Annotated in this window: 15 protein-coding genes; 11 read left to right on the plus strand and 4 right to left on the minus strand. The window is 61.1% G+C overall.

The features are described from left to right. Positions 1-71: 71 nt before the first annotated feature. The 4 genes from NE357_RS02305 to aceE all read right to left on the minus strand — a co-directional run bounded on the left by NE357_RS02305 (position 72) and on the right by aceE (position 9302). Positions 72-2768 (minus strand): putative bifunctional diguanylate cyclase/phosphodiesterase, encoded by a 2697-nt coding sequence (locus NE357_RS02305; RefSeq protein ID WP_169428551.1) that lies wholly within the window; start codon positions 2766-2768, stop codon positions 72-74. 239 nt (positions 2769-3007) lie between these two features. Continuing rightward, entirely contained in the window at positions 3008-4405 is a 1398-nt protein-coding gene (locus NE357_RS02310) for an alkaline phosphatase D family protein (RefSeq protein WP_169432585.1), read from the minus strand. Positions 4406-4683: 278 nt separating this feature from the next. Further along, positions 4684-6645, minus strand: coding sequence for a dihydrolipoyllysine-residue acetyltransferase (aceF, locus tag NE357_RS02315; protein WP_169428552.1), 1962 nt, complete (start codon positions 6643-6645; stop codon positions 4684-4686). Between the two features lie 11 nt (positions 6646-6656). Continuing rightward, the gene (gene aceE / locus NE357_RS02320; protein WP_169428553.1) at positions 6657-9302 is read right to left on the minus strand and encodes a pyruvate dehydrogenase (acetyl-transferring), homodimeric type; all 2646 of its coding nucleotides are present in this window, start codon (positions 9300-9302) and stop codon (positions 6657-6659) included. A gap of 262 nt (positions 9303-9564) precedes the next feature. Here aceE and NE357_RS02325 point away from each other — a divergent pair, with 262 nt between their 5' ends. The 11 genes from NE357_RS02325 (at position 9565) to NE357_RS02375 (ending at position 20929) form a co-directional block, all read left to right on the plus strand. Next, positions 9565-9690 (plus strand): hypothetical protein, encoded by a 126-nt coding sequence (locus tag NE357_RS02325; RefSeq protein WP_255261909.1) that lies wholly within the window; start codon positions 9565-9567, stop codon positions 9688-9690. Then, entirely contained in the window at positions 9687-12626 is a 2940-nt protein-coding gene (gene glnE / locus NE357_RS02330; RefSeq protein ID WP_169428554.1) for a bifunctional [glutamate--ammonia ligase]-adenylyl-L-tyrosine phosphorylase/[glutamate--ammonia-ligase] adenylyltransferase, read from the plus strand. Before NE357_RS02325 ends, glnE begins: the two co-directional genes overlap by 4 nt. 51 nt (positions 12627-12677) lie before the next feature. Then, positions 12678-13712: a lipopolysaccharide heptosyltransferase II gene (gene waaF, locus NE357_RS02335; RefSeq protein ID WP_039766536.1), complete on the plus strand. Its 1035-nt coding sequence runs from the start codon at positions 12678-12680 to the stop codon at positions 13710-13712. 1 nt (position 13713) lies between these two features. Beyond that, entirely contained in the window at positions 13714-14775 is a 1062-nt protein-coding gene (waaC, locus tag NE357_RS02340; protein ID WP_169428555.1) for a lipopolysaccharide heptosyltransferase I, read from the plus strand. After that, on the plus strand, positions 14775-15896 hold the full coding sequence (locus tag NE357_RS02345) for a glycosyltransferase family 4 protein (protein WP_169428556.1): 1122 nt from the start codon (positions 14775-14777) through the stop codon (positions 15894-15896). Before waaC ends, NE357_RS02345 begins: the two co-directional genes overlap by 1 nt. Further along, positions 15897-16703, plus strand: coding sequence for a lipopolysaccharide core heptose(I) kinase RfaP (gene rfaP / locus NE357_RS02350; protein WP_169428557.1), 807 nt, complete (start codon positions 15897-15899; stop codon positions 16701-16703). Continuing rightward, positions 16703-17437, plus strand: coding sequence for a lipopolysaccharide kinase InaA family protein (locus NE357_RS02355; RefSeq protein ID WP_169428558.1), 735 nt, complete (start codon positions 16703-16705; stop codon positions 17435-17437). The genes rfaP and NE357_RS02355 overlap by 1 nt, the downstream gene beginning before the upstream one ends. Next, complete coding sequence (locus tag NE357_RS02360) at positions 17434-18186, plus strand: lipopolysaccharide kinase InaA family protein (protein WP_169428559.1); 753 nt, start codon at positions 17434-17436, stop codon at positions 18184-18186. The genes NE357_RS02355 and NE357_RS02360 overlap by 4 nt, the downstream gene beginning before the upstream one ends. Then, positions 18186-19637, plus strand: coding sequence for a lipopolysaccharide kinase InaA family protein (locus NE357_RS02365; protein WP_169428560.1), 1452 nt, complete (start codon positions 18186-18188; stop codon positions 19635-19637). Before NE357_RS02360 ends, NE357_RS02365 begins: the two co-directional genes overlap by 1 nt. A 159-nt stretch (positions 19638-19796) precedes the next feature. Continuing rightward, positions 19797-20132 carry a YceK/YidQ family lipoprotein gene (locus tag NE357_RS02370; RefSeq protein WP_169428561.1) on the plus strand — a complete coding sequence of 112 codons (336 nt, stop codon included), beginning with the start codon at positions 19797-19799 and terminating at the stop codon, positions 20130-20132. Then, on the plus strand, positions 20111-20929 hold the full coding sequence (locus NE357_RS02375) for a DUF3800 domain-containing protein (protein ID WP_432760316.1): 819 nt from the start codon (positions 20111-20113) through the stop codon (positions 20927-20929). The genes NE357_RS02370 and NE357_RS02375 overlap by 22 nt, the downstream gene beginning before the upstream one ends. Positions 20930-20973: the final 44 nt, after the last annotated feature.

Here is a 20973-nt window from a genome sequence, read left to right on the forward strand (position 1 = left end):
GTCTGACCGCCAGTGTGCCCAATGATGCCCAGTTAATCACCTGGCAAAGTGTGCGGATAGTGCCCTGTGAGTTACAGGCAGAGCGGGCCGCGGGGGTAGCGCTTGAGCGCCTGGATCAGCTCGCCGCCCGGAATCGGCCGGTCGAACAGGTAGCCCTGGCCGACGTCGCAGCGGTGACGGCGCAGGAACGCCAGCTGCTCGGCGGTCTCGATGCCTTCGGCCACGACCTTGAGTTTCAGGTTGTGGGCCATGGCGATCACGGCGGAGGTGATTTCCATGTCGTCCTGGTTGTCCGGGATTTCGTGGATGAAGCTGCGATCGATCTTGATGATGTCGATCGGGAATTTCTTCAGGTAGCTGAGCGACGAGTAGCCGGTGCCGAAGTCGTCCATGGCCAGGGTCAGGCCCAGGCGCTTGAGCTGGTCGAGCTGCAAGTGGGTGTCTTCGGTGGCTTCCAGCAGCAGGCCTTCGGTCAGCTCCAGTTCCAGCAGATTGGCCGGCAGCGCTTCTTCCTTGAGGATGTTGGCGATCGACGCCACCAGGTCCGGGTCGGAGAACTGCTTGGGCGACAGGTTGATCGCCACCTGCAGATTGCCCATGCCGGCGGCGGTCAGCGCCTTGCTCATGCGGCAGGCCTGGCGGGCGATCCACTTGCCGATCGGAATGATCAGGCCGGTTTCCTCGGCGACGCTGATGAACTGATCCGGGCGGATCATGCCGCGTTCCGGATGGTTCCAGCGCAGCAGCGCCTCCATGCCCAGCAGGCGCCCGCTGCGCAGGCACAGCTTGGGCTGGTAGAACACGTCCAGTTCGTTCTGGGTCAGGGCGCGGCGCAGGTTGTTTTCGACGAACAGCTTGTAACTGGCCTCGGCGTTCAGCGCCTCGGTGAACACCTGCACCTGGTGTTTGCCGTTGGCCTTGGCCTTGTGCAGGGCCAGGCCGGCGTTGCGCATCAGGGTCTGCGGGTCGCGGCCGTGCAGCGGCGCGCAGGCCAGGCCCACGGAGCCGGTGACGCTGATGAGTTGGTTGTCGACGAACATCGGTTTGTCGAGGGTCATCAGCAACTGACTGGCAATCTGTTGGCCGGCCTCAAGGGCGGTGTTGTCGAGCAATACCGCGAATTCATTACTGGCGAACCGCGCCAGGCTGCCGCTCGGGCTCAGGCTGTTGCGCAGGCGCCGGGCCAGACTGATCAACAGTTTGTCGCCGGTCTGGTGGCCGAGGCTGTCGTTGATCCGCTTGAAGTTGTCGATATCCACCAGCAGCAGGCTGATCGGGGTATCGCTGTCTCGGGCGAAGCGTTCATCCAGATTGCGGATAAATGCAGGCCGGTTACCGAGGTTGGTCAGGTTGTCGGTGTAGGCCAGGCGCTCAATGCGCTGCTGCGCCAGCTTGGTCTGGGTGATGTCTTCGTAGATGCCGATGTAATGCGTCAGCTCACGGTTGTCGCCGTAGACCTTGGAGATCGACAACTGGCCCCAGTAGGGTTCGAGGTTCTTGCGGCGGCTCTTGAATTCGCCTTGCCAGCTATTGCTTTTGGCCAGCGCGGAGGGCGCGTCGAACAGCAACTCGCTGAGGTTTTCCAGGGCCGGCAGCTCCGAGAGGCGCTGGCCGTGGACTTCCTCAGTGGTGTACTGGGTGATCGCGGTGAAGCTCGGGTTGACGTACTCGACCACGCCGTCGCAATTGACCAGCAGGAAGGCGTTGGCGCTTTGCTCGACCGCACGCTGGAACAGGTGCAGGGCGCTGGTGGCGATGCGGCGGTTGTGATTGTTGATGACCTGGGCGAACTGGTCGGCCAGTTCACCGGCAAAGGCGATTTCGTCGGACTGCCAGGCGCGGGTGACGCCGGTCTGCTCCAGACACAGCACGCCGACCACCTGGCCGTCGACGCGGATGCTGGCGTCGAGCATGGCGTTGACGTCGCGGGGGCGCAGCGCTTCGGCCATCTCGCGGGTACGCGGGTCGCGCATCGCGTTGTGCGCGTCGATGGCGCGGCTGCCGTGCAACGCGTCCATGTAATCGGGGAAGCCGCTGACGTCGAGCACCTCCGGCAGGATGTATTCCTGGGTGGCGCGGTGATAGGCGGAAATCGGCACCAGCTTCTGACCTTCGAGGTTCCACAGGCTGGCGCAGTCGATTTCGTAGATATCGCAGGCGCAGCGGGTGATCAGTTCGGCGGCTTCCTGCAGGGAGTTCTGGCTGCTGTAGCGCTGGCGGGCCAGCAGCAGGATCAGGTCCTGCTGGGCGCGCACCCGCTCCAGGTGCTGCAATTGCTCCTGCTGGGCGCGCTGGTTGAGCTCAAGGGCGATCTGCAGGCGCGAGTTCTGGGTTTCGAGGTCGACGCACGGCAGCGCTGGCGCTTCGTCAAATACATCGTCGACCGCCAGCAGGTAACCGCGCAGCAAATGACGGTTGTGCTGTTTGTAGGCCTCGCCGAGTTCGAGAATGCTCAGGACACCGGCGGCGGTGTGCAGGGTGTAGCGCACCATATAATGCGGGCTTTGGCCAAGCTGTTGCTGGATCGCGTCGTGCAGCTGATAGCGCGCTTCGGGCTCCATCAGGCTGGCGTAGGGCGAGCCGACCAGGGCGCAGAGTTCGACGGCCGGCTGGCCGAACTGGCGTTCGCAGCTGGGATCGAGAAACAGCATCGCCCAACTGGCTTCATTCAGGCGCTCGAAACGCAGCATGCCGAGCCGCGAGGGCACAGGCAACTGCGTCACTACCTCGGCCGCCATACGGCTGGCGGCATCGGGTTGGCTCTTCATGAAGGGAACTCGCTTGGAAATTTGCTGAACGCGCCGGGCTCTCGCCCTCTTTACTGTTGCCTGCGGCAAGGTTGCATCATTGCGGCACCGACTGACAAGAGACATGAAGGCCAAGTGCTATAAGAATATGTCGGCAACTGTGGGCATTTCTCCAGAGGGTGGTGGAAAGTAATGCGGGATCGCTCTGAAAGTACCGCTCCAGAGCTCTCTGGCGACCGGAACGGTAATGCCGCTGCATTTCAGCGAAGTGGAATGTCGATCGTTTGCAGGTGTCTGCCATCCCGGTCGTGGTAGTTGACCTGGATGTGCCCGGGCTCGACCACCATGTGCGCAAAATTGTCCTGGCTGATGACCTGGCTGGTCAGTTCGTGCCGATAGTCTCCCGTGTCGGTACGAACCAGCGGCTGATCGAGGATGAACGTCGCGGCCGTGGCATAGGGCAGCAGTTTGCTGTTGTGCAGCGGCGAAGAGACGATGGTGTGGATTTCGAATTCCGGGTCCTCGCTGTGGGTCAGGCGCGAGGTCAGCGAACCGTGCACGTCGCCGGAGATGAACACCACGTTCCTGATTCGATGCCGGCGGATGGTTTCCAGCAGCCGCAAGCGCTGTTGCGGGAAGCCCATCCAGGCGTCCTCGCCGTTCATTCTGCGATCCGGATAGAACATGACACTGGTAACCACAAACTTGACCCGTGCGGTGCTTTCGATCAGCCACTTGCACAAGGCGTGTTCCTGCTCTTCATCCAGAACGCGGCGGTTGTCGCTGGATAAGTGGCGACGGGTTCGACTATCGGTCACAAACCATTCGATATCGCCATCGCTGAATTGATACCAATAGTGCTTCAGCGAAGAATGCTCTACTTGGCCGTTAGTTGTGAGTGAACAGGCCGGACTGTGACTGGTTTGATAGATTTCGTAAGCCGCCATTGCATTGCGAAACAGTGTTTCATCGGCTGGGTCGGCATGACTTGGCCAGTTATCTTCTATTTCATGGTCGTCGAGAATCATGTAAGTCGAAGTGCCAGACATCAGTCGTTGAATATTGGGCTGGGAAAAAGCCGCGCGATACTTTGCAATGATCTCGTTATATTCGCGGTCGGGTGCAATCAGGTTCAAGTCATCGGCGTAAATCTGGTCACCGCTCATCATGATTGCGCTGACCGGTGGTTGTGCGCCTTCGATCAGTTGGCTGATCGAGGCGAAGATCCGGTCACCCAGCTGCGGCAATACGGGGATGCCGGCGGTCAGGCGCAGGTAGCGACACGAACCGAGGATATAGGCGCGTGGCTGTAAGGCCTGATCGCTGCGGGTACGCAGACGGTAAGTCTCCCGCGGCCATTGCAGCGGCAACTCCGCCACGCTTTCGGTGGTGTGGGCCGGACTCATCGGGCTGAACCATCCGGTCTGGTACTCGTAATCGGTGTCGGCGCTCAAGTTATCCAGAACCAGTACGCCAGACATATCACGTCTCGCGTCCAGTTTGATGAATCCTCCCGTGTGCCATTGTTTCGAATCGGTGGGTCGATAACGAATGCCGGCAAATACTGCAGCATTACTTTGAAATTCGCCGCGTATAAAAATGCGGGTCTGGTTAGTTGTTGCGTGACCCATGATGGGGCCGACAGTCGGCTTCTGCATTTTCGAATCCATTCGAATGAGTGTTAATTGAAAAGAAAGCGCACTGACTTTTATTGGCTAACTTTGGTGCGCAAAGATTAGTTGCCTGTGTATAAAAAATATCGACAGGAAGGGGACTTGGCTCGTGGCTGAAATCAGCAAGGCTTGTGGGAAAAATACGGCTGTCGGATATTTCAGGCAAAAAAAGCCCCGCCAGGTTGACGGGGTTGAGGTACGAGCGTGTGGCGCTCGAAAACGTGGAACGCGGTCGGCCCTCCGCTGCCGGAGGGCCGAGCGCTTTACAGCAGGATGGTGCGGATGTCCGCCAGCAGATCGCTCAGACGCTTGGTGAAGCGTGCAGCAGCGGCGCCGTTGATCACACGGTGATCGTAGGACAGCGACAGTGGCAGCATCAGTTTCGGCTGGAAGGCTTTGCCGTCCCAGACTGGCTGGATGGTTGCCTTGGAAACACCGAGGATCGCCACTTCCGGCGCGTTGACGATCGGCGTGAAGCCGGTGCCGCCAATGTGGCCGAGGCTGGAAATGGTGAAGCAGGCGCCTTGCATCTCGTCCGACGAGAGCTTCTTGGTCCGGGCTTTTTCAGCCAGGGAAGCGGCCTCGGCGGCCAGTTGCAGCAGGCTCTTCTGGTCGACGTTCTTGATGACCGGTACCAGCAGGCCATCCGGGGTGTCGACGGCGAAGCCGATGTTCACGTACTTCTTGCGGATGATCGCCTTGCCGCTTGGTGCCAGCGAGCTGTTGAAGTCCGGCAGCTCCTTGAGCAGGTGCGCGCAGGACTTGAGCAGCAGCGGCAGGATGGTCAGCTTGACGCCGGCCTTCTCTGCAACAGCTTTCTGTGCGGTGCGGAACGCTTCCAGCTCGGTGATATCCGCCGAGTCGAATTGCGTCACGTGCGGCACGTTCAGCCAGCTGCGGTGCAGGTTGGCAGCGCCGACCTGCATCAGGCGGGTCATCGGCACTTCTTCGATTTCGCCGAAACGGCTGAAGTCGACGACCGGAATCGGCGGGATGCCCGCGCCACCGGTTGCGCCAGCGGCAGCGGCCGGTGCTTCCTTGGCCTTCTGCATCATGGCTTTGACGTAAACCTGCACGTCTTCTTTCAGGATGCGACCGTGCGGACCGCTGGCGCCGACAGCGCTCAGCTCGACGCCGAATTCGCGAGCCAGTTGACGCACGGCAGGACCGGCGTGAACTTTCGCACCAGGCTTGGCTGGAGCAGCGGCCGGAGCGGCAGCAGCAGGTGCAGCGGCCGCCGGAGCAGCAGCGGCCGGTGCCGGAGCGCTCGGGGCAGCAGCGGCCGCCGGAGCCGGGGCAGCAGCCGGAGCGGCGCCTTTGACTTTCAGCTTGAGGATCAGATCGCCGGTGCCGACTTCGTCGTCCAGCTTGATGGAAACGCTTTCCACCACGCCGGCGGCAGGCGACGGGATTTCCATGCTCGCCTTGTCGGATTCCAGGGTGATCAGCGACTGGTCGGCTTCAACGCTGTCGCCAGCCTTGACCAGCACTTCGATGATCTTGGCCTTGCCGGCCGAGCCGATGTCCGGAACGTGGATGTCCTGAACGCTGTCGGCAACCGGTGCAGCCGGCGCGGCGGCAGGCGCCGGAGCAGCAGCGGCTGGAGCAGCAGCCTGGGCCGGAGCGGCAGCCGCAGGGGCCGCAGCACCCGCCACTTCCAGATCCAGGATCAGGTCGCCAGTGCCGACTTCGTCGTTCAACTTGACGCTGATGGCCTTGACCACGCCAGCGGCAGGCGACGGGATTTCCATGCTCGCCTTGTCGGATTCCAGGGTGATCAGCGACTGATCAGCCTCGACGGTGTCGCCGACCTTGACCTGGATCTCGATGATCTGGGCCTTGCCCGACGAACCGATGTCCGGCACGTGCACTTGCTGAACCGAAGCGGCAGCAGGGGCAGCGGCAGGCGCAGCCGGTGCAGGCGCGGCGGCCGGTGCAGCTTCAGCCTTGGCGGCAGGAGCGGCAGCCGGAGCAGGGGCCGCTTGCGCGGCGCCCTCGACTTCCAGCTCCAACAGTTCGTCGCCTTCTTTCAGGCGGTCGCCCAGCTTCACTTTCAGGCTCTTGATGACGCCGGCCTTCGGGGCCGGCACTTCCATGCTGGCCTTGTCCGATTCCAGAGTCAGGATGCTCTGGTCGGCTTCGATACGGTCGCCGACCTTCACAAACAGTTCGATTACTTCACCTTCACCGCTGCCGATGTCAGGTACGCGAATGAGTTCGCTCACAGAGTTTCTCCTCAGCAGTCCAGTGGGTTGCGTTTTTCCGGGTCGATGCCGAACTTGGTAATGGCCTCGGCCACGACTTTAGGTTCGATATCGCCACGGTCAGCCAGTGCTTCCAGGGCTGCCAACACCACGAAATGACGGTCGACTTCGAAGAAATGACGCAGTTTCTTGCGGCTGTCGCTGCGGCCGAAACCGTCGGTGCCCAGGACTTTGAATTCCTTGGACGGGACCCACTGACGGATCTGCTCGGCGAACAGTTTCATGTAGTCGGTAGAGGCGATGACCGGACCCTTGCGGCCGCTCAGGCACTCTTCGACGTAGCTGCGCTTAGGCTTCTGGCCTGGTTTCAGACGGTTGCTGCGCTCTACGGCCAGGCCGTCGCGACGCAGTTCGTTGAAGCTGGTGACGCTCCACACGTCGGCACCGACGTTGAACTCTTCACGCAGGATCTTCGCCGCTTCACGGACTTCACGCAGGATGGTGCCGGAGCCCATCAGCTGGACGTGGTGCGCCGCTTCGCGGGTGTCTTCTTCCAGCAGGTACATGCCTTTCTTGATGCCTTCTTCGGCACCGGCCGGCATGGCTGGCTGCTGGTAGGACTCGTTCATCACGGTGATGTAATAGAAGATGTCCTGTTGCTCTTCGGTCATCTTCTTCATGCCGTCCTGAATGATCACCGCCAGCTCGTAGCCGTAGGTCGGATCGTAGGTGCGGCAGTTCGGGATGGTGGCAGCCAGCAGGTGGCTGTGACCGTCTTCGTGCTGCAGGCCTTCACCGTTCAGGGTGGTACGGCCGGCGGTGCCGCCGATCAGGAAGCCACGGGTGCGGCTGTCGCCGGCAGCCCAGGCCAGATCGCCGATACGCTGGAAGCCGAACATCGAGTAGAAGATGTAGAACGGCAGCATTGGCTGGTTGTGGCTGGAGTACGAAGTACCAGCGGCGATGAAGGAGCTCATGGCACCTGCTTCGTTGATGCCTTCTTCAAGGATCTGACCTTTCTGGTCTTCCTTGTAGAACATCACCTGGTCTTTATCGACTGGCTCGTAGAGCTGGCCGACGGACGAGTAGATGCCCAGCTGACGGAACATGCCTTCCATACCGAAGGTACGGGCTTCGTCCGGGATGATCGGAACGATGCGCGGGCCGATTTCCTTGTCCTTGACCAGTTGCGCGAGAATTCGCACGAAGGCCATGGTGGTGGAAATTTCACGGTCGCCGGAGCCGTCGAGGATTGCCTTGAGGGTGTCCAGATCCGGAGTCGGCACGCTGAAGCTCTGTGCGCGACGCTGAGGGACGAAGCCACCCAGTGCGGCGCGACGCTCGGCCAGGTAACGGGCTTCGGCGCTGTTTGGCTCAGGCTTGAAGAACGGCAGGTTTTCCAGCTCTTCGTCTTTCACCGGGATGTCGAAGCGGTCGCGGAACAGCTTCAGGCTGTCGACGTCGACTTTCTTGGTGTTGTGCGCGGTGTTCTTCGCTTCGCCCGCACCGGTACCGTAACCCTTGATGGTCTTGGCCAGGATGACGGTCGGTTGTTCCTTGTGGTTGACCGCTTCGTGGTACGCCGCGTAGACCTTGTACGGGTCGTGGCCGCCACGGTTGAGTTTCCAGATCTCGTCGTCGGACAGGTCTGCAACCATCGCCTTGAGTTCAGGCGTGTTGAAGAAGTGTTCACGCACGAACGCGCCGTCTTTGGCTTTGTAGTTCTGGTACTCGCCGTCGATGACTTCGTCCATGCGACGTTGCAGGATGCCGTCGACGTCCTTGGCCAGCAGTGGGTCCCAGAAACGGCCCCAGATGACTTTGGTCACGTTCCACTGAGCACCGCGGAACACGCCTTCGAGTTCCTGGATGATCTTGCCGTTGCCGCGAACCGGGCCGTCGAGGCGCTGCAGGTTGCAGTTGATGACGAAGATCAGGTTGTCCAGCTTCTCGCGGCCGGCCAGGGAGATGGCGCCCAGGGATTCCGGCTCGTCGCACTCGCCGTCGCCCAGGAAGCACCAGACTTTCTGTTTGCCCGGCTGGATGAAACCGCGGTGTTCCAGGTACTTCATGAAGCGCGCCTGGTAGATCGCCTGGATCGGGCCCAGACCCATGGATACGGTCGGGAACTGCCAGAAGTCAGGCATCAGCCAAGGGTGCGGATAGGACGACAGGCCCTGACCGTCGACTTCCTGGCGGAAGTTGTTCATCTGGTCTTCGGAGATGCGGCCTTCCATGAATGCACGGGCGTAAACGCCTGGCGAGGTGTGGCCCTGGAAGTAGATCAGGTCGCCGCCGTGTTCGTCGGTCGGGGCCTGGAAGAAGTAGTTGAAGCCGATGTCGTACAGGGTCGCGCTGGAGGCGAAGCTGGAGATGTGACCGCCCAGGTCAGAATCTTTCAGGTTCGTACGCATTACCATGGCCATCGCGTTCCAGCGTACCAGCGAGCGAATGCGGCGTTCCATGAACAGGTCGCCAGGCATGCGTGCTTCGTGGGTAACGGGGATCGTGTTGCGGTAAGGCGTGGTGATGGCGTAAGGGAGCTGCGAACCGCTGCGGGTCGCCAGTTCACCCATACGGGTCATCAGATAGTGAGCACGGTCTTCGCCTTCTTTGTCGAGAACCGATTCCAGGGCGTCCAGCCATTCCTGGGTTTCGACGGGATCGAGGTCTTGCATGGCTTGCTCCAGGGCGGAAAGGCTTCCAGAATCGGTTGCCTGAGTTTGCGACTGGCCTTGTGGGCAGACGATTTAAAATTCTTGGATTGCCGACAGGTTGTTCCGGCGGCGTGTAGTTTTACTACAAATCATCCGGCATTTCAGCCTTTCGAATGTATAGACGAGTAGTAAAACTACAGATGAAAGGCTTGTGGCCTCCGGCTGCGTTGTGAGAATAATCGTTAAGGTTGGTCTTTGGCCATCCTAAAAAGGTGAAAGTTTGATGCTGGCTGCCAAAGAAAAAGAAATTTCAGCTATTTCTCACTTTTGTTCGACAGTCCTTCGCGTAGCGGTTTTTCAATCATCACTACAAGCGGCCATTTACACGCCGATCAAGGATAGACCATGACCCTGCCCGCGCTTGCCGAACTGCCCGCCATTCTCCTGCCGTTGGTCAGCCGATCCGAGCAGTCGTTCCGTACGGCCGTCGCTCAGCTTGAAGACGATCACGGCTTCTCCACCTGGACCCCGGAGCGCTGGGCGCAGTTCGCCCGCGTTACCGCCGCCAGCGATTTCGTGATTGAACAGAGTGTTCGTGACCCTTTGATGTTGCTGTCGCTGGTGCAGTCCGGCGAACTCGACCGGCCGTTCGCCCCCGGCGAGTTATGTGCGCAGATCGCTGCTGCGGCGACGGCGGCGCAGACTGACGATGAGCTGGGCCGCGTCCTGCGTCGCCAGCGCGCCCGGCATCAGGTGCGAATTATCTGGCGCGACCTGACCCGCCAGGCCGATCTGGTGCAGACCTGCCGCGACCTTTCCGACATGGCCGACGCCAGCATCGACCAGGCTTATCAATGGTTATATAGCCGCCATTGTCAGCAATTCGGCACGCCCACCGGCCGGCGCAGCGGCCTGCCGCAGCAAATGGTCATCCTGGGCATGGGCAAGCTCGGTGCGGTCGAGCTGAACCTGTCCTCGGACATCGACCTGATCTTCGCCTACCCCGAGGGCGGCGAAACCGTCGGCGTGAAGCGTGCGCTGGACAACCAGGAATTCTTCATCCGTCTCGGCCAGCGCCTGATCAAGGCCCTCGACCCGATGACCGTCGACGGTTTCGTGTTCCGCGTCGATATGCGTCTGCGCCCTTACGGCTCGTCCGGCGCGCTGGTACTGAGCTTCAATGCGCTGGAGCAGTATTACCAGGATCAGGGCCGGGACTGGGAGCGCTACGCGATGATCAAATCGCGAGTGGTGGCCGGCGATCAAGTGGCCGGTGCGCAGTTGCAGGAAATGCTGCGGCCGTTCGTGTACCGGCGTTATCTGGACTTCTCGGCGATCGAAGCGCTGCGCACCATGAAGCAGCTGATCCAGCAGGAAGTGCGGCGCAAGGGCATGGCCGACAACATCAAGCTGGGCTCCGGCGGCATCCGCGAGGTTGAGTTCATCGCCCAGGCTTTCCAGTTGATTCACGGCGGACGCGACCTGAGTCTGCAACAGCGTCCTCTATTAAAGGTGTTGGGCACGCTGGAAGGGCAGGGTTATCTGCCGCCTGCGGTGATCAGCGAGTTGCGCGAAGGTTACGAATTCCTGCGCTACACCGAACACGCGATCCAGGCGATTGCCGACCGCCAGACTCAAATGTTGCCTGACACTGCGCAGGATCAGGCACGCATCGCTTTCATGCTCGGTTTCGCCGACTGGGACGCTTTCCATGAAAAGCTGATGTTCTGGCGAGGCCGGGTGGCCTGGCACTTTGCGCAAGTGATCGCGGACCCTGATGAAGAAGAGGGCGCCGATTGCGAAGTGGTGGTCGGCGGCGAATGGCTGCCGCTGTGGGAAGAGGCGCAGGACGAAGAAGCCGCCTGCCGCCAACTGGAAGAGGGCGGTTTTGCCGACGCCACCAAAGCCTTGAAAGCACTGGCCGGTCTGCGCAGCAGTCCGCAACTGCGGGCGATGCAGCGTCTGGGGCGCGAACGCCTCGACGCCTTTATTCCGCGCCTGCTCGCTCAGGCAGTGGAGCATGACAATCCGGATCTGGTGCTCGAGCGGGTCCTGCCGCTGGTCGAAGCGGTGGCCCGGCGCTCGGCTTATCTGGTGTTGCTGACGGAAAACCCCGGCGCGCTGCGACGCTTGCTGACGCTGTGTGCCGCGAGCCCGTGGATCGCCGAGCAGATCACCCGTTTCCCGTTGCTGCTCGACGAATTGCTCAACGAAGGTCGCCTGTTCAAGCCACCGCTGGCACCGGAGCTGGCCGCCGAGCTGCGCGAGCGCCTGACCCGCATTCCGGAAGACGACCTCGAACAACAGATGGAAGCCCTGCGCCATTTCAAACTGGCGCATCGCTTGCGGGTCGCCGCCTCGGAAATCGCCGGCAGCCTGCCGTTGATGAAAGTCAGCGACTACCTGACCTGGCTCGCCGAAGCGATTCTGGAGCAAGTGCTGGCCCTGGCCTGGCGCCAGACCGTGGCCAAGTACGGCACGCCGCTGCGCACTGACGGCACGTTGTGCGATCCCGGCTTCATCATTGTCGGTTATGGGAAAGTCGGCGGGATCGAGTTGGGGCATGGTTCGGACCTGGACCTGGTGTTCATCCACGACGGCGATCCACAGGCGGAAACCGACGGGGCGAAACCGATTGATGGTGCGCAGTTCTTTACCCGGCTCGGCCAGCGGATCATTCACTTGCTGACGGCGCAGACCAACTCCGGCCAGCTGTATGAAGTGGACATGCGTCTGCGGCCATCCGGTGCATCCGGGCTGTTGGTGAGTTCGCTTGGCGCGTTCGCCCGCTATCAAGAAAATGAAGCGTGGACGTGGGAGCATCAGGCCCTGGTGCGGGCGCGGGTGCTGGTGGGCAGTCAGGATGTCGGCCAGGCGTTCGAGAAAGTACGGGCCCAGGTATTGGGCAAGACGCGGGATCTGGCGAAGCTGCAACAGGAAGTGAGCGAGATGCGCGCCAAGATGCGCGACAACCTCGGCAGCAAGAGCACGGCCGCCGGTACGGGGGCGAATGCCTTCGAGGCCACGGCGCCGTTCGACCTCAAGCAGGACGCCGGAGGTATCGTCGATATTGAATTTATGGTGCAATACGCGGCCCTGGCGTGGTCGCAAAGCCATCCGCCGCTGCTGCGCTGGACGGACAATATCCGCATTCTGGAAGAGCTGGAACACGAAGGGTTGATGCCCGTCGAAGACGCCAGCCTGTTGCGCGAGGCCTACAAGGCCTACCGTTCCGCAGCCCACCGGCAGGCTTTGCAGAAGGACGCCGGAGTGATACCGGGCGACCAGTTCGCGGACGAACGGCGGCAGGTGATGCGGATCTGGCGAGAGCTGGGGCTAAGCTGATTCTCGAGACGGGGAGGCGTAAGGCCTCCCCGGTTCGTTTATGGAAACCACATGAATATTCTGATCGTTGGGCCCAGTTGGGTCGGTGACATGGTGATGGCGCAGACACTGTTTCAGTGTCTCAAACAGCGCCACCCGCAGTGCGAAATCGACGTGCTGGCCCCCGAGTGGAGCCGGCCGATCCTCGAACGCATGCCCGAAGTGCGCAAGGCCTTGAGCTTTCCGCTCGGCCACGGCGCGCTGGAGCTGGCGACCCGCCGGCGGATCGGCAAATCCCTGGCCGGCCAGTACGACCAGGCGATCCTGCTGCCGAACTCGCTGAAGTCGGCACTGGTGCCGTTTTTCGCCGGCATCCCGAAACGCACCGGCTGGCGTGGCGAATTCCGCTACGGCCTGCTCAATGATGTGCGCACGCTGGATAAAGAACGTTATCCGCTGATGATCGAACGTTTCATGGCACTGGCCTACGAGCCGAACGCCGAACTGCCGAAACCTTATCCGCGCCCGAGCCTGCAAATCGACCCGGTCACCCGCGAGGCCGCATTGGCCAAGTTCGGTTTGACCCTCGATCGCCCGGTGTTGGTGCTGTGCCCCGGCGCTGAATTCGGTGAGGCCAAACGCTGGCCGTCCGAGCACTACGCCAAGGTCGCCGAGGCGCGGATTCGCGAGGGCTGGCAGGTCTGGCTGTTCGGTTCGAAGAACGATCACGCGGTGGGTGAAGACATCCGCGCGCGGCTGATTCCGGGCCTGCGCGAAGAATCCGTGAATCTGAGCGGCGGCACGTCGCTGGCCGAGGCCATCGATTTGATGTCCTGCGCCGACTCGGTGGTCTCCAACGATTCCGGCCTGATGCACGTGGCCGCTGCATTGAATCGCCCGTTGGTGGCGGTCTACGGTTCGACCTCGCCGGGTTTCACCCCGCCGCTGGCCGAGCACGTGGAAATCGTCCGTCTGGGCCTCGATTGCAGCCCCTGCTTTGACCGCACCTGCCGTTTCGGCCATTACAACTGCCTGCGCCAGCTGATGCCGGACGCGGTCAACGATGCCTTGCAGCGTTTGCAGGGCTCTGTGGTCGAGGTTCATTAAGTTGCGGGTATTGCTGATCAAGACTTCATCGCTGGGCGACGTCATTCACGCGTTGCCGGCGCTGACCGACGCCGCCCGGGCGATTCCCGGGATCAAGTTCGACTGGGTGGTGGAGGAAGGTTTCGCCGAGATTCCGACCTGGCACCCGGCCGTGGGCAACGTGATTCCGGTGGCGATCCGCCGCTGGCGCAAAAATATCTGGAAAACCATCACCAGTGGCGAATGGAAGCGCTTCAAGCAGTCCGTTCGGGCGAACAAATATGACCTGGTGATCGACGCCCAAGGTTTGCTGAAAAGCGCCTGGCTGACCCGCTACGTCAAGGCCCCGGTGGCCGGTCTCGACAAAGGTTCCGCCCGGGAACCGATCGCCGCGCGTTTTTATGACCGCAAACTGGCGGTGGCCCGTGGGCAGCACGCCGTCGAGCGTGTGCGCCAGTTGTTTGCCATTGCCTTGGGTTACGACTTGCCCAAAGGCCTGGGCGATTACGGCCTCAACGTCGAGCGTCTGGTCGAATTGCCACGCAAGAATGCCTACGTGGTGTTCCTCCATGGCACCACCTGGGACACCAAGCACTGGCCGGAAGCCTACTGGCGCGAGCTGACCGAGCGTGTCGGTTATCTCGGTGTCGGGATCAGGCTGCCGTGGGGCAACCCGCTGGAGAAAGCCCGGGCCGAGCGCATCGCCGCCGGTTTCAAACACGCCGAAGTGCTGCCGAAACTGAACCTGGCCGGGGTCGGCAAGGTGCTGGCCGGCGCCCAGGCCTGCGTTGCGGTGGACACCGGTCTGGGCCATCTCGCTGCGGCGCTGGACGTGCCGACGATTTCCCTGTTCGGCCCGACCAATCCGGGCCTGACCGGCGCCTACGGCAAGCTGCAGATTCACCTCGGCAGCGATTTCCCGTGCGCGCCGTGCCTGCAAAAGAAATGTACGTATCAACCGACCGCGCAGGATGCCCGTCAGTTTGACCTGAAACGCGAGTGGCCCCTGTGCTTCACGCGTCTGAATCCCGAGCGTGTTGCCAGCCGACTGAGCACGTTGTTGATGGCTGAGGAGCTGCGCTGATGCAATTGGCTTTTGTCCTGTACAAATATTTCCCGTTCGGCGGCTTGCAGCGCGACTTCCTGCGCATCGCCCTCGAATGCCAGAAGCGTGGCCACAAGATCCGCGTCTACACCCTGATCTGGGAAGGCGACGTGCCGCCCGGTTTCGAAGTGCTGGTGGCGCCGGTCAAGGCGTTCTTCAATCACCGCCGCAACGAAAAGCTCAGCGCGTGGATGGAGGCGGACCTGGCCAAGCGACCGGTGGATCGCCTGATCGGCTTCAACAAGATGCCGGGGCTGGACGTCTACTACGCCGCCGACGGCTGCTTCGAAGACAAGGCGCAGAACCTGCGCCATTCGCTGTATCGCCGCTGGGGCCGCTACCGCCACTTCGCCGAATACGAGCGTGCAGTGTTCGCCAAAGACGCGAAGACCGAAGTGCTGATGATTTCCGAAGTGCAGCAGCCGCTGTTCATCAAGTATTACGACACACCGCTGGAGCGCTTCCACCTGCTGCCGCCGGGCATCGCCCAGGATCGCCGCCGTCCGGCGGATGCCGACCAGATTCGCGCCGGTTTCCGCGCCGAATTCAATCTGAAGGACGACGAACTGCTGCTGGTGCAGATCGGCTCCGGGTTCAAGACCAAGGGCGTCGATCGCAGCCTGAAAGCGCTGGCCGCGTTGCCCGCCGAGCTGAAGAAACGTACCCGGCTGTTTGTAATCGGCCAGGATGACCCCAAATTGTTCCAGATGCAGAGTGCAACATTGGGTCTGGGCGATAACGTGACGTTCCTCAAGGGGCGCAGTGATATCCCGCGTTTCCTGCTCGGCGCCGATCTGTTGATTCACCCGGCGTACAACGAAAACACCGGTACGGTGCTGCTTGAAGCGCTGGTCGCCGGGTTGCCGGTGCTGGTCAGCGCGGTCTGCGGCTACGCCCATTACATTGCCGAGGCCGATGCCGGGCGAGTGCTGGACGAACCGTTCGATCAGACGCAACTGACGCAGTACCTGACTGACATGTTGAACGACGACGCTGCACGGGCGGCCTGGAGCCGCAACGGTCTGGCCTTCGCCGAGACGGCCGACCTCTACAGCATGCCGCAGCACGCGGCCGATGTGATTCTGGCGGAGCACGCATAAATGAAGTTGATGCTGGCTGAACCGTTCAAGAGCCTCTGGGCTGGCCGCGATGCATTCGCGGAAGTCGAGGGCTTGCAGGGCGAGGTGTACCGCGAGCTGGAAGCCCGCCGGACTTTGCGCACGGAAGTCGACGGCAACGGATTTTTCGTCAAGATCCACCGTGGCATTGGCTGGAGCGAGATTTTCAAGAATCTGCTCACCGCCAAGCTGCCGGTGCTCGGTGCGGGCCAGGAATGGAAGGCTATCCAGCGTCTGCAGGAGGTCGGTGTGCCGACCATGACCGCTGTTGCGTACGGCGAGAAGGGCAGCAATCCGGCAGATCAGCATTCATTCATCGTCACCGAAGAGCTGGCGCCGACCATCAGTCTTGAAGACTTCAGCATCGACTGGGTCAAACAGCCACCGCAGCCCAAGCTCAAGCGGGCGCTGATCGCCGAGGTCGCGCGCATGACCGGCATGATGCACCGCGCCGGGGTCAACCACCGCGACTGCTACATCTGCCACTTTCTGCTGCACACCGACAAGCCGGTGACCCCGGAAGATTTCAAACTCTCGGTCATCGACCTGCACCGCGCCCAGACCCGTCCGGCGATCACCCGGCGCTGGCGCGACAAGGATCTGGCGGCGCTGTATTTTTCCGCGCTGGACATCGGCCTGACCCGCCGCGACAAGCTGCGCTTCCTCAAGGGCTATTTCCAGCAACCGCTGTGCCGGATCCTGGCTGAAGAAGCACCGTTGCTGAGCTGGCTCGAAGGCAAGGCCAACAAGCTCTACGAGCGCAAGCAGCGATACGGGGATGCGCTCTGATGGCGGGTTGGAATCTTGAGCCCGAATACAACGATCTCGCAGCGGATTTCGGCAGCCTTGAAGCGGTGTTTGCGCTTGAAGGCGAGCGTCTGACCCGCGACCCGTTGTCCGAAGTCATTCGCGTGCAGCGCAACGGCGTCAACTATTACGTCAAACGCTACTCCGGCGCCGGCAAGGGCTTGCGCCGTTACCTGGGCAAGCCCCGGGTGAAGATGGAGTGGCAGAACCTCAAGCGCTTCGCCAAGTGGGGCATTCCCACCGCCGAAGTGGTGGCCTGGGGGCTGGAGCGCAACGGCATAGCCTACGATCGCGGGGCGATGATCACCCGTGAGCTGCCCCGCACCGAGGACCTCTCGGCATTGGCCGAGCGCAATGACCCCAAGCTGAGAAATCACAGTTGGGTCGACGGCATCAGTCGGCAACTGGCCGTCTATACCCGGACGATGCACGATCATCGCTTTACCCATAACGATCTGAAATGGCGCAACCTGCTGATCGACGATCAGGCACAGCTGTTTCTCATCGATTGCCCGAACGGCGATTTCTGGCGCGGTTTCTGGCTCAAGTACCGGATCACCAAGGACCTGGCCTGTCTCGACAAGGTTGCCAAATATCACCTGTCGAACACCCAGCGCCTGCGCTTCTACCTGCAATACCGCCAGCGTGACCGGCTCAATGCCGCCGACAAGAAACGGATTCGTCACGTGGTGAGATTTTTCGAGGGACGCGAATGACTGATTTTCTCGCCGCTGAAGACCGTGCGCTGTTGGAGCGCCACGGCCTCGGTACTTTCGACGCGCTGTGGGCCAAACAGCTCGACGCGGTGGATGAGCCGAACACCGACGGCGGCGGTTGGAGCAGCGTGTTCCGCCTCGAACTCGAAGGTCATGGTTATTACCTCAAGCGTCAGAGCAATTACCTGACCCGCACGCTGCATGCGCCGTTTGGCGAGCCGACGTTTGCCCGGGAATTTCGCAATATCAGCCGCTACCGCTCGCTCGGGATTCCGGCGCTGCAGGCGGCGTTTTTCGGTCAGCGCAACGTCGCGGGCGAAGTGCGCGCGCTCCTGCTGACCCGGGCGCTCGACGGTTGGGATGATCTGGATTCGCTGTTGCAGCGCTGGTCGGACCTTGAGGCATCGCAGCAGTCGGCGATTCTCAAGGCCTGCGGTCAGCTGGCCCGGCATCTGCACGGTGTGCGTCAGGTGCACGGCTGCTTCTATCCGAAGCATATTTTCCTGCGGGCCGAAGGCGCCGGTTATCAGGCGCAACTGATTGATCTGGAAAAGACCCGCCCTCTGCTGTTCGGTCAGCGGGATCGGGTCAAGGACCTGGAGCCGCTGCTGCGTCGTGCTCCGGAATGGAGCGATGCCCAGTTGCGCGAGTTGCTGGCGGCGTATCTCGATCAGTCGGTCGACAGTTCGCTGGTCGACAGCTGGGTCACGCGGCTGACCGCGCGGCGCAGTCGCAAGGAGACGCGTTGATGCAGTTGTCCGAACTGAAAAACGCCGGACGCACGCCGAGCCTGCCTCTGACCGTTGGGCTGGCTGATGCGGCGGGCCCGGCCGATCTGCAATTGCTCAGTCTGTTGCGGGTGTTGCCGGGGCAGCGTTATGTCGGTGCGGGCGTGTGGCGCGGTCGTCCGGTGCTGGCAAAGTTGTTGGTCGGCAGCAAGGCGGCGCGACATTTTCAGCGTGAACTGGAAGGCGTGAAGCTGCTCGCTGCCCAAGGCATGACCACGCCGTTGCTGCTGGCCGATGGCTTGAAGGACGGCGAGGGTGGCTGGCTGCTGTTCGAGTTCCTCGAAGGTGCTGAAAGTCTGGGCGATGCCTGGAACAAGGTCGAATCCTTGCCGGTGCTGGCGGATGAGCAATCGGCAGTGCTGGCCGAAGCGCTCGGCGCCATTGGCCAGTTACACGGCAAAGGCCTGTGGCAGGAAGACCTGCACCTGGACAACCTGCTGCGCCACGGTGGCCAGTTGTATCTGATCGATGGCGCCGGCATCTGTGCGGAAAATGCCGGCCAGCCGTTGTCCCGTCAGAAAGTGCTGGAAAACCTCGGGGTGTTCTTCGCCCAGCTGCCCAAGTCGCTGGAGCCGTTCACCGAAGAATTGCTGGTGTATTACCTGCTGAGCAACAGCGAGCACGCGTTGCCGCTGGAAGCCTTGCAGAAGCAGATCGACAAGGTGCGCGCCTGGCGGCTCAAGGATTTCCTGATCAAGGTCGGTCGTGAATGCACGCTGTTCAGCGTGCGGCGCGGGGCCTTCGGTCTGCGGTCGATCCGTCGCGAGGAAGAGTCCGCGATGCTGCCGGTGCTGGAGCAGGCCGATGCCTTGCTCGATCAGGGTCATTTGTACAAGACCGGCGGCGCGGCGAGCGTCGGCAAGATCGAAGTGGCCGGGCGTGCGCTGGTGATCAAACGTTACAACATCAAAGGGTTTGCTCATTGGCTCAAGCGCTTCTGGCGCCCGAGCCGCGCCTGGCATTCCTGGCGCGAGGGTAATCGCCTCGCGTTCCTCGGTATCGCCACGCCCAAACCGCTGGCGGTGCTGGAAACCCGGTTTTTCTGGCTGCGCAGCAAGGCGTATCTGATCACCGAGTACCTGCCCGGGCCTGACATCATCGAGCGCTTTGCGCCGTATGTTGAGAGCGGCGCAGCGCCGGAAGCCGAGTTGCAGGCGCTGGATCAGCTGTTTGCGCGGTTGATTGCCGAGCGCATCAGTCATGGCGATTTCAAGGGCCACAACCTGTTCTGGCATGAGGATCGCTGGGCGCTGATCGATCTGGATTCGATGTGCCAGCACGGTTCGGCGGGCAGCTTTGCTCCAGCCTATGCCCGGGATCGCGCGCGGTTCATGCGCAACTGGCCCGAGAGCAGTGCGCTGTATCAGGTGATCGATCAGCGTTTGCCCAAGGATGCATTGGGCGCTGTGTGATTTATTTCGCAAGCCGGTAAGGCGTTTCTGCAATGGAAATCGGGTAAGGCATGTGACGACAAATTCTTGTGATTTGTCCTACGGCCTTACCAGAACCCATGAACTGCCCCGTATAAGCCTCCGATGCTAGTTTGCCCCGACGTTCCCGGAGGGCAAATCTTGACCATCAAAACGGCTATTACCATTGGCGCATTTTCCCTGGCATTGTCTGGCTGCGGCACCGCCGTCACTGTGCTGCAGGGCGACGAGGCTGCTACGCGCAGCCTGCGCAAACAGAAGACCTACTGCCAGTCCATTCCGCGCATCTACAGCGGGCTCGCCCACGACTTCTGCCTGTTGCACGCGCCCCCTGATCCCACTGGCATTCTGGTGCCGGTCGTCCTGCTCGACATGACTCTTTCCGGGGTATTCGATACGGCTTGCCTGCCTTATACGATCTATCGTCAGGCGGTGGACGGGAATATCGGTGTTTATTGGCGGCCGAGCCGCGGGTAACTACTTTGCCCCCAACCAGTGAATACAGCGATGTCGTCGTTTATGTCGATGAGAGCGGTGATCATGGGATGCAGACACTCGATCCCAACTATCCAGTCTTCGTGCTCGCCTTTTGTGCCTTTCATAAAAGGTATTACTGCGAGCAAGTCATTCCTGCTCTACAGAAATTCAAGTTTGCCCATATGGGACACGATCTGATCGGCCTGCATGAACTCGAAATTCGTAAAGAAAAAGGAGCGTTTTCTGGCCTCTTCATGTCGAGAGAGCACAAGAATGCCTTTCTTGAGGAGCTGACCTGCATCATTGAAGCCAGCAACTTCGTTCTGATCAGTTGCGTCGTAGACAAGGCTTCCCTTCGTGAAAAACAAGGCACAGGACACAATCCTTATCACCTCGCTCTCGGCTTTTGTCTGGAAACGCTCTATGAGTTTTTGCAGGAGAAGAATCAACAACGAGCACTGACGCACGTGATTTTCGAGCGCCGAGGAAAGCGAGAAGATAACGAGCTTGAGTTGGAGTTTCGCAGGATGTGTGGTGGGGCGAATCGATGGGGTATTCAACTGCCGTTTGACATCGTTTTTGCAACCAAACAGGTGAATTCCACAGGCCTGCAGCTAGCCGACCTTGTTGCGAGGCCCATTGGCATGAGCGTTTTGAGGGCGGATCAGGGAAACCGTGCTTTTGACGTGCTCAAGCGCAAGTTCTATTGCAGCGGGGGACGGAGCAAAGTTGGAGAGGGTTTCGAGAATTGGGGTTTGAAGATTTTCCCATCCCCAGAAAGCGAAAAGCCCCGATGATCTCACCGAGGCATTAGCGCCGACCGGGATCTCCCAGTCCGTTT

This window comes from Pseudomonas sp. G7(2022) (assembly GCF_052660475.1).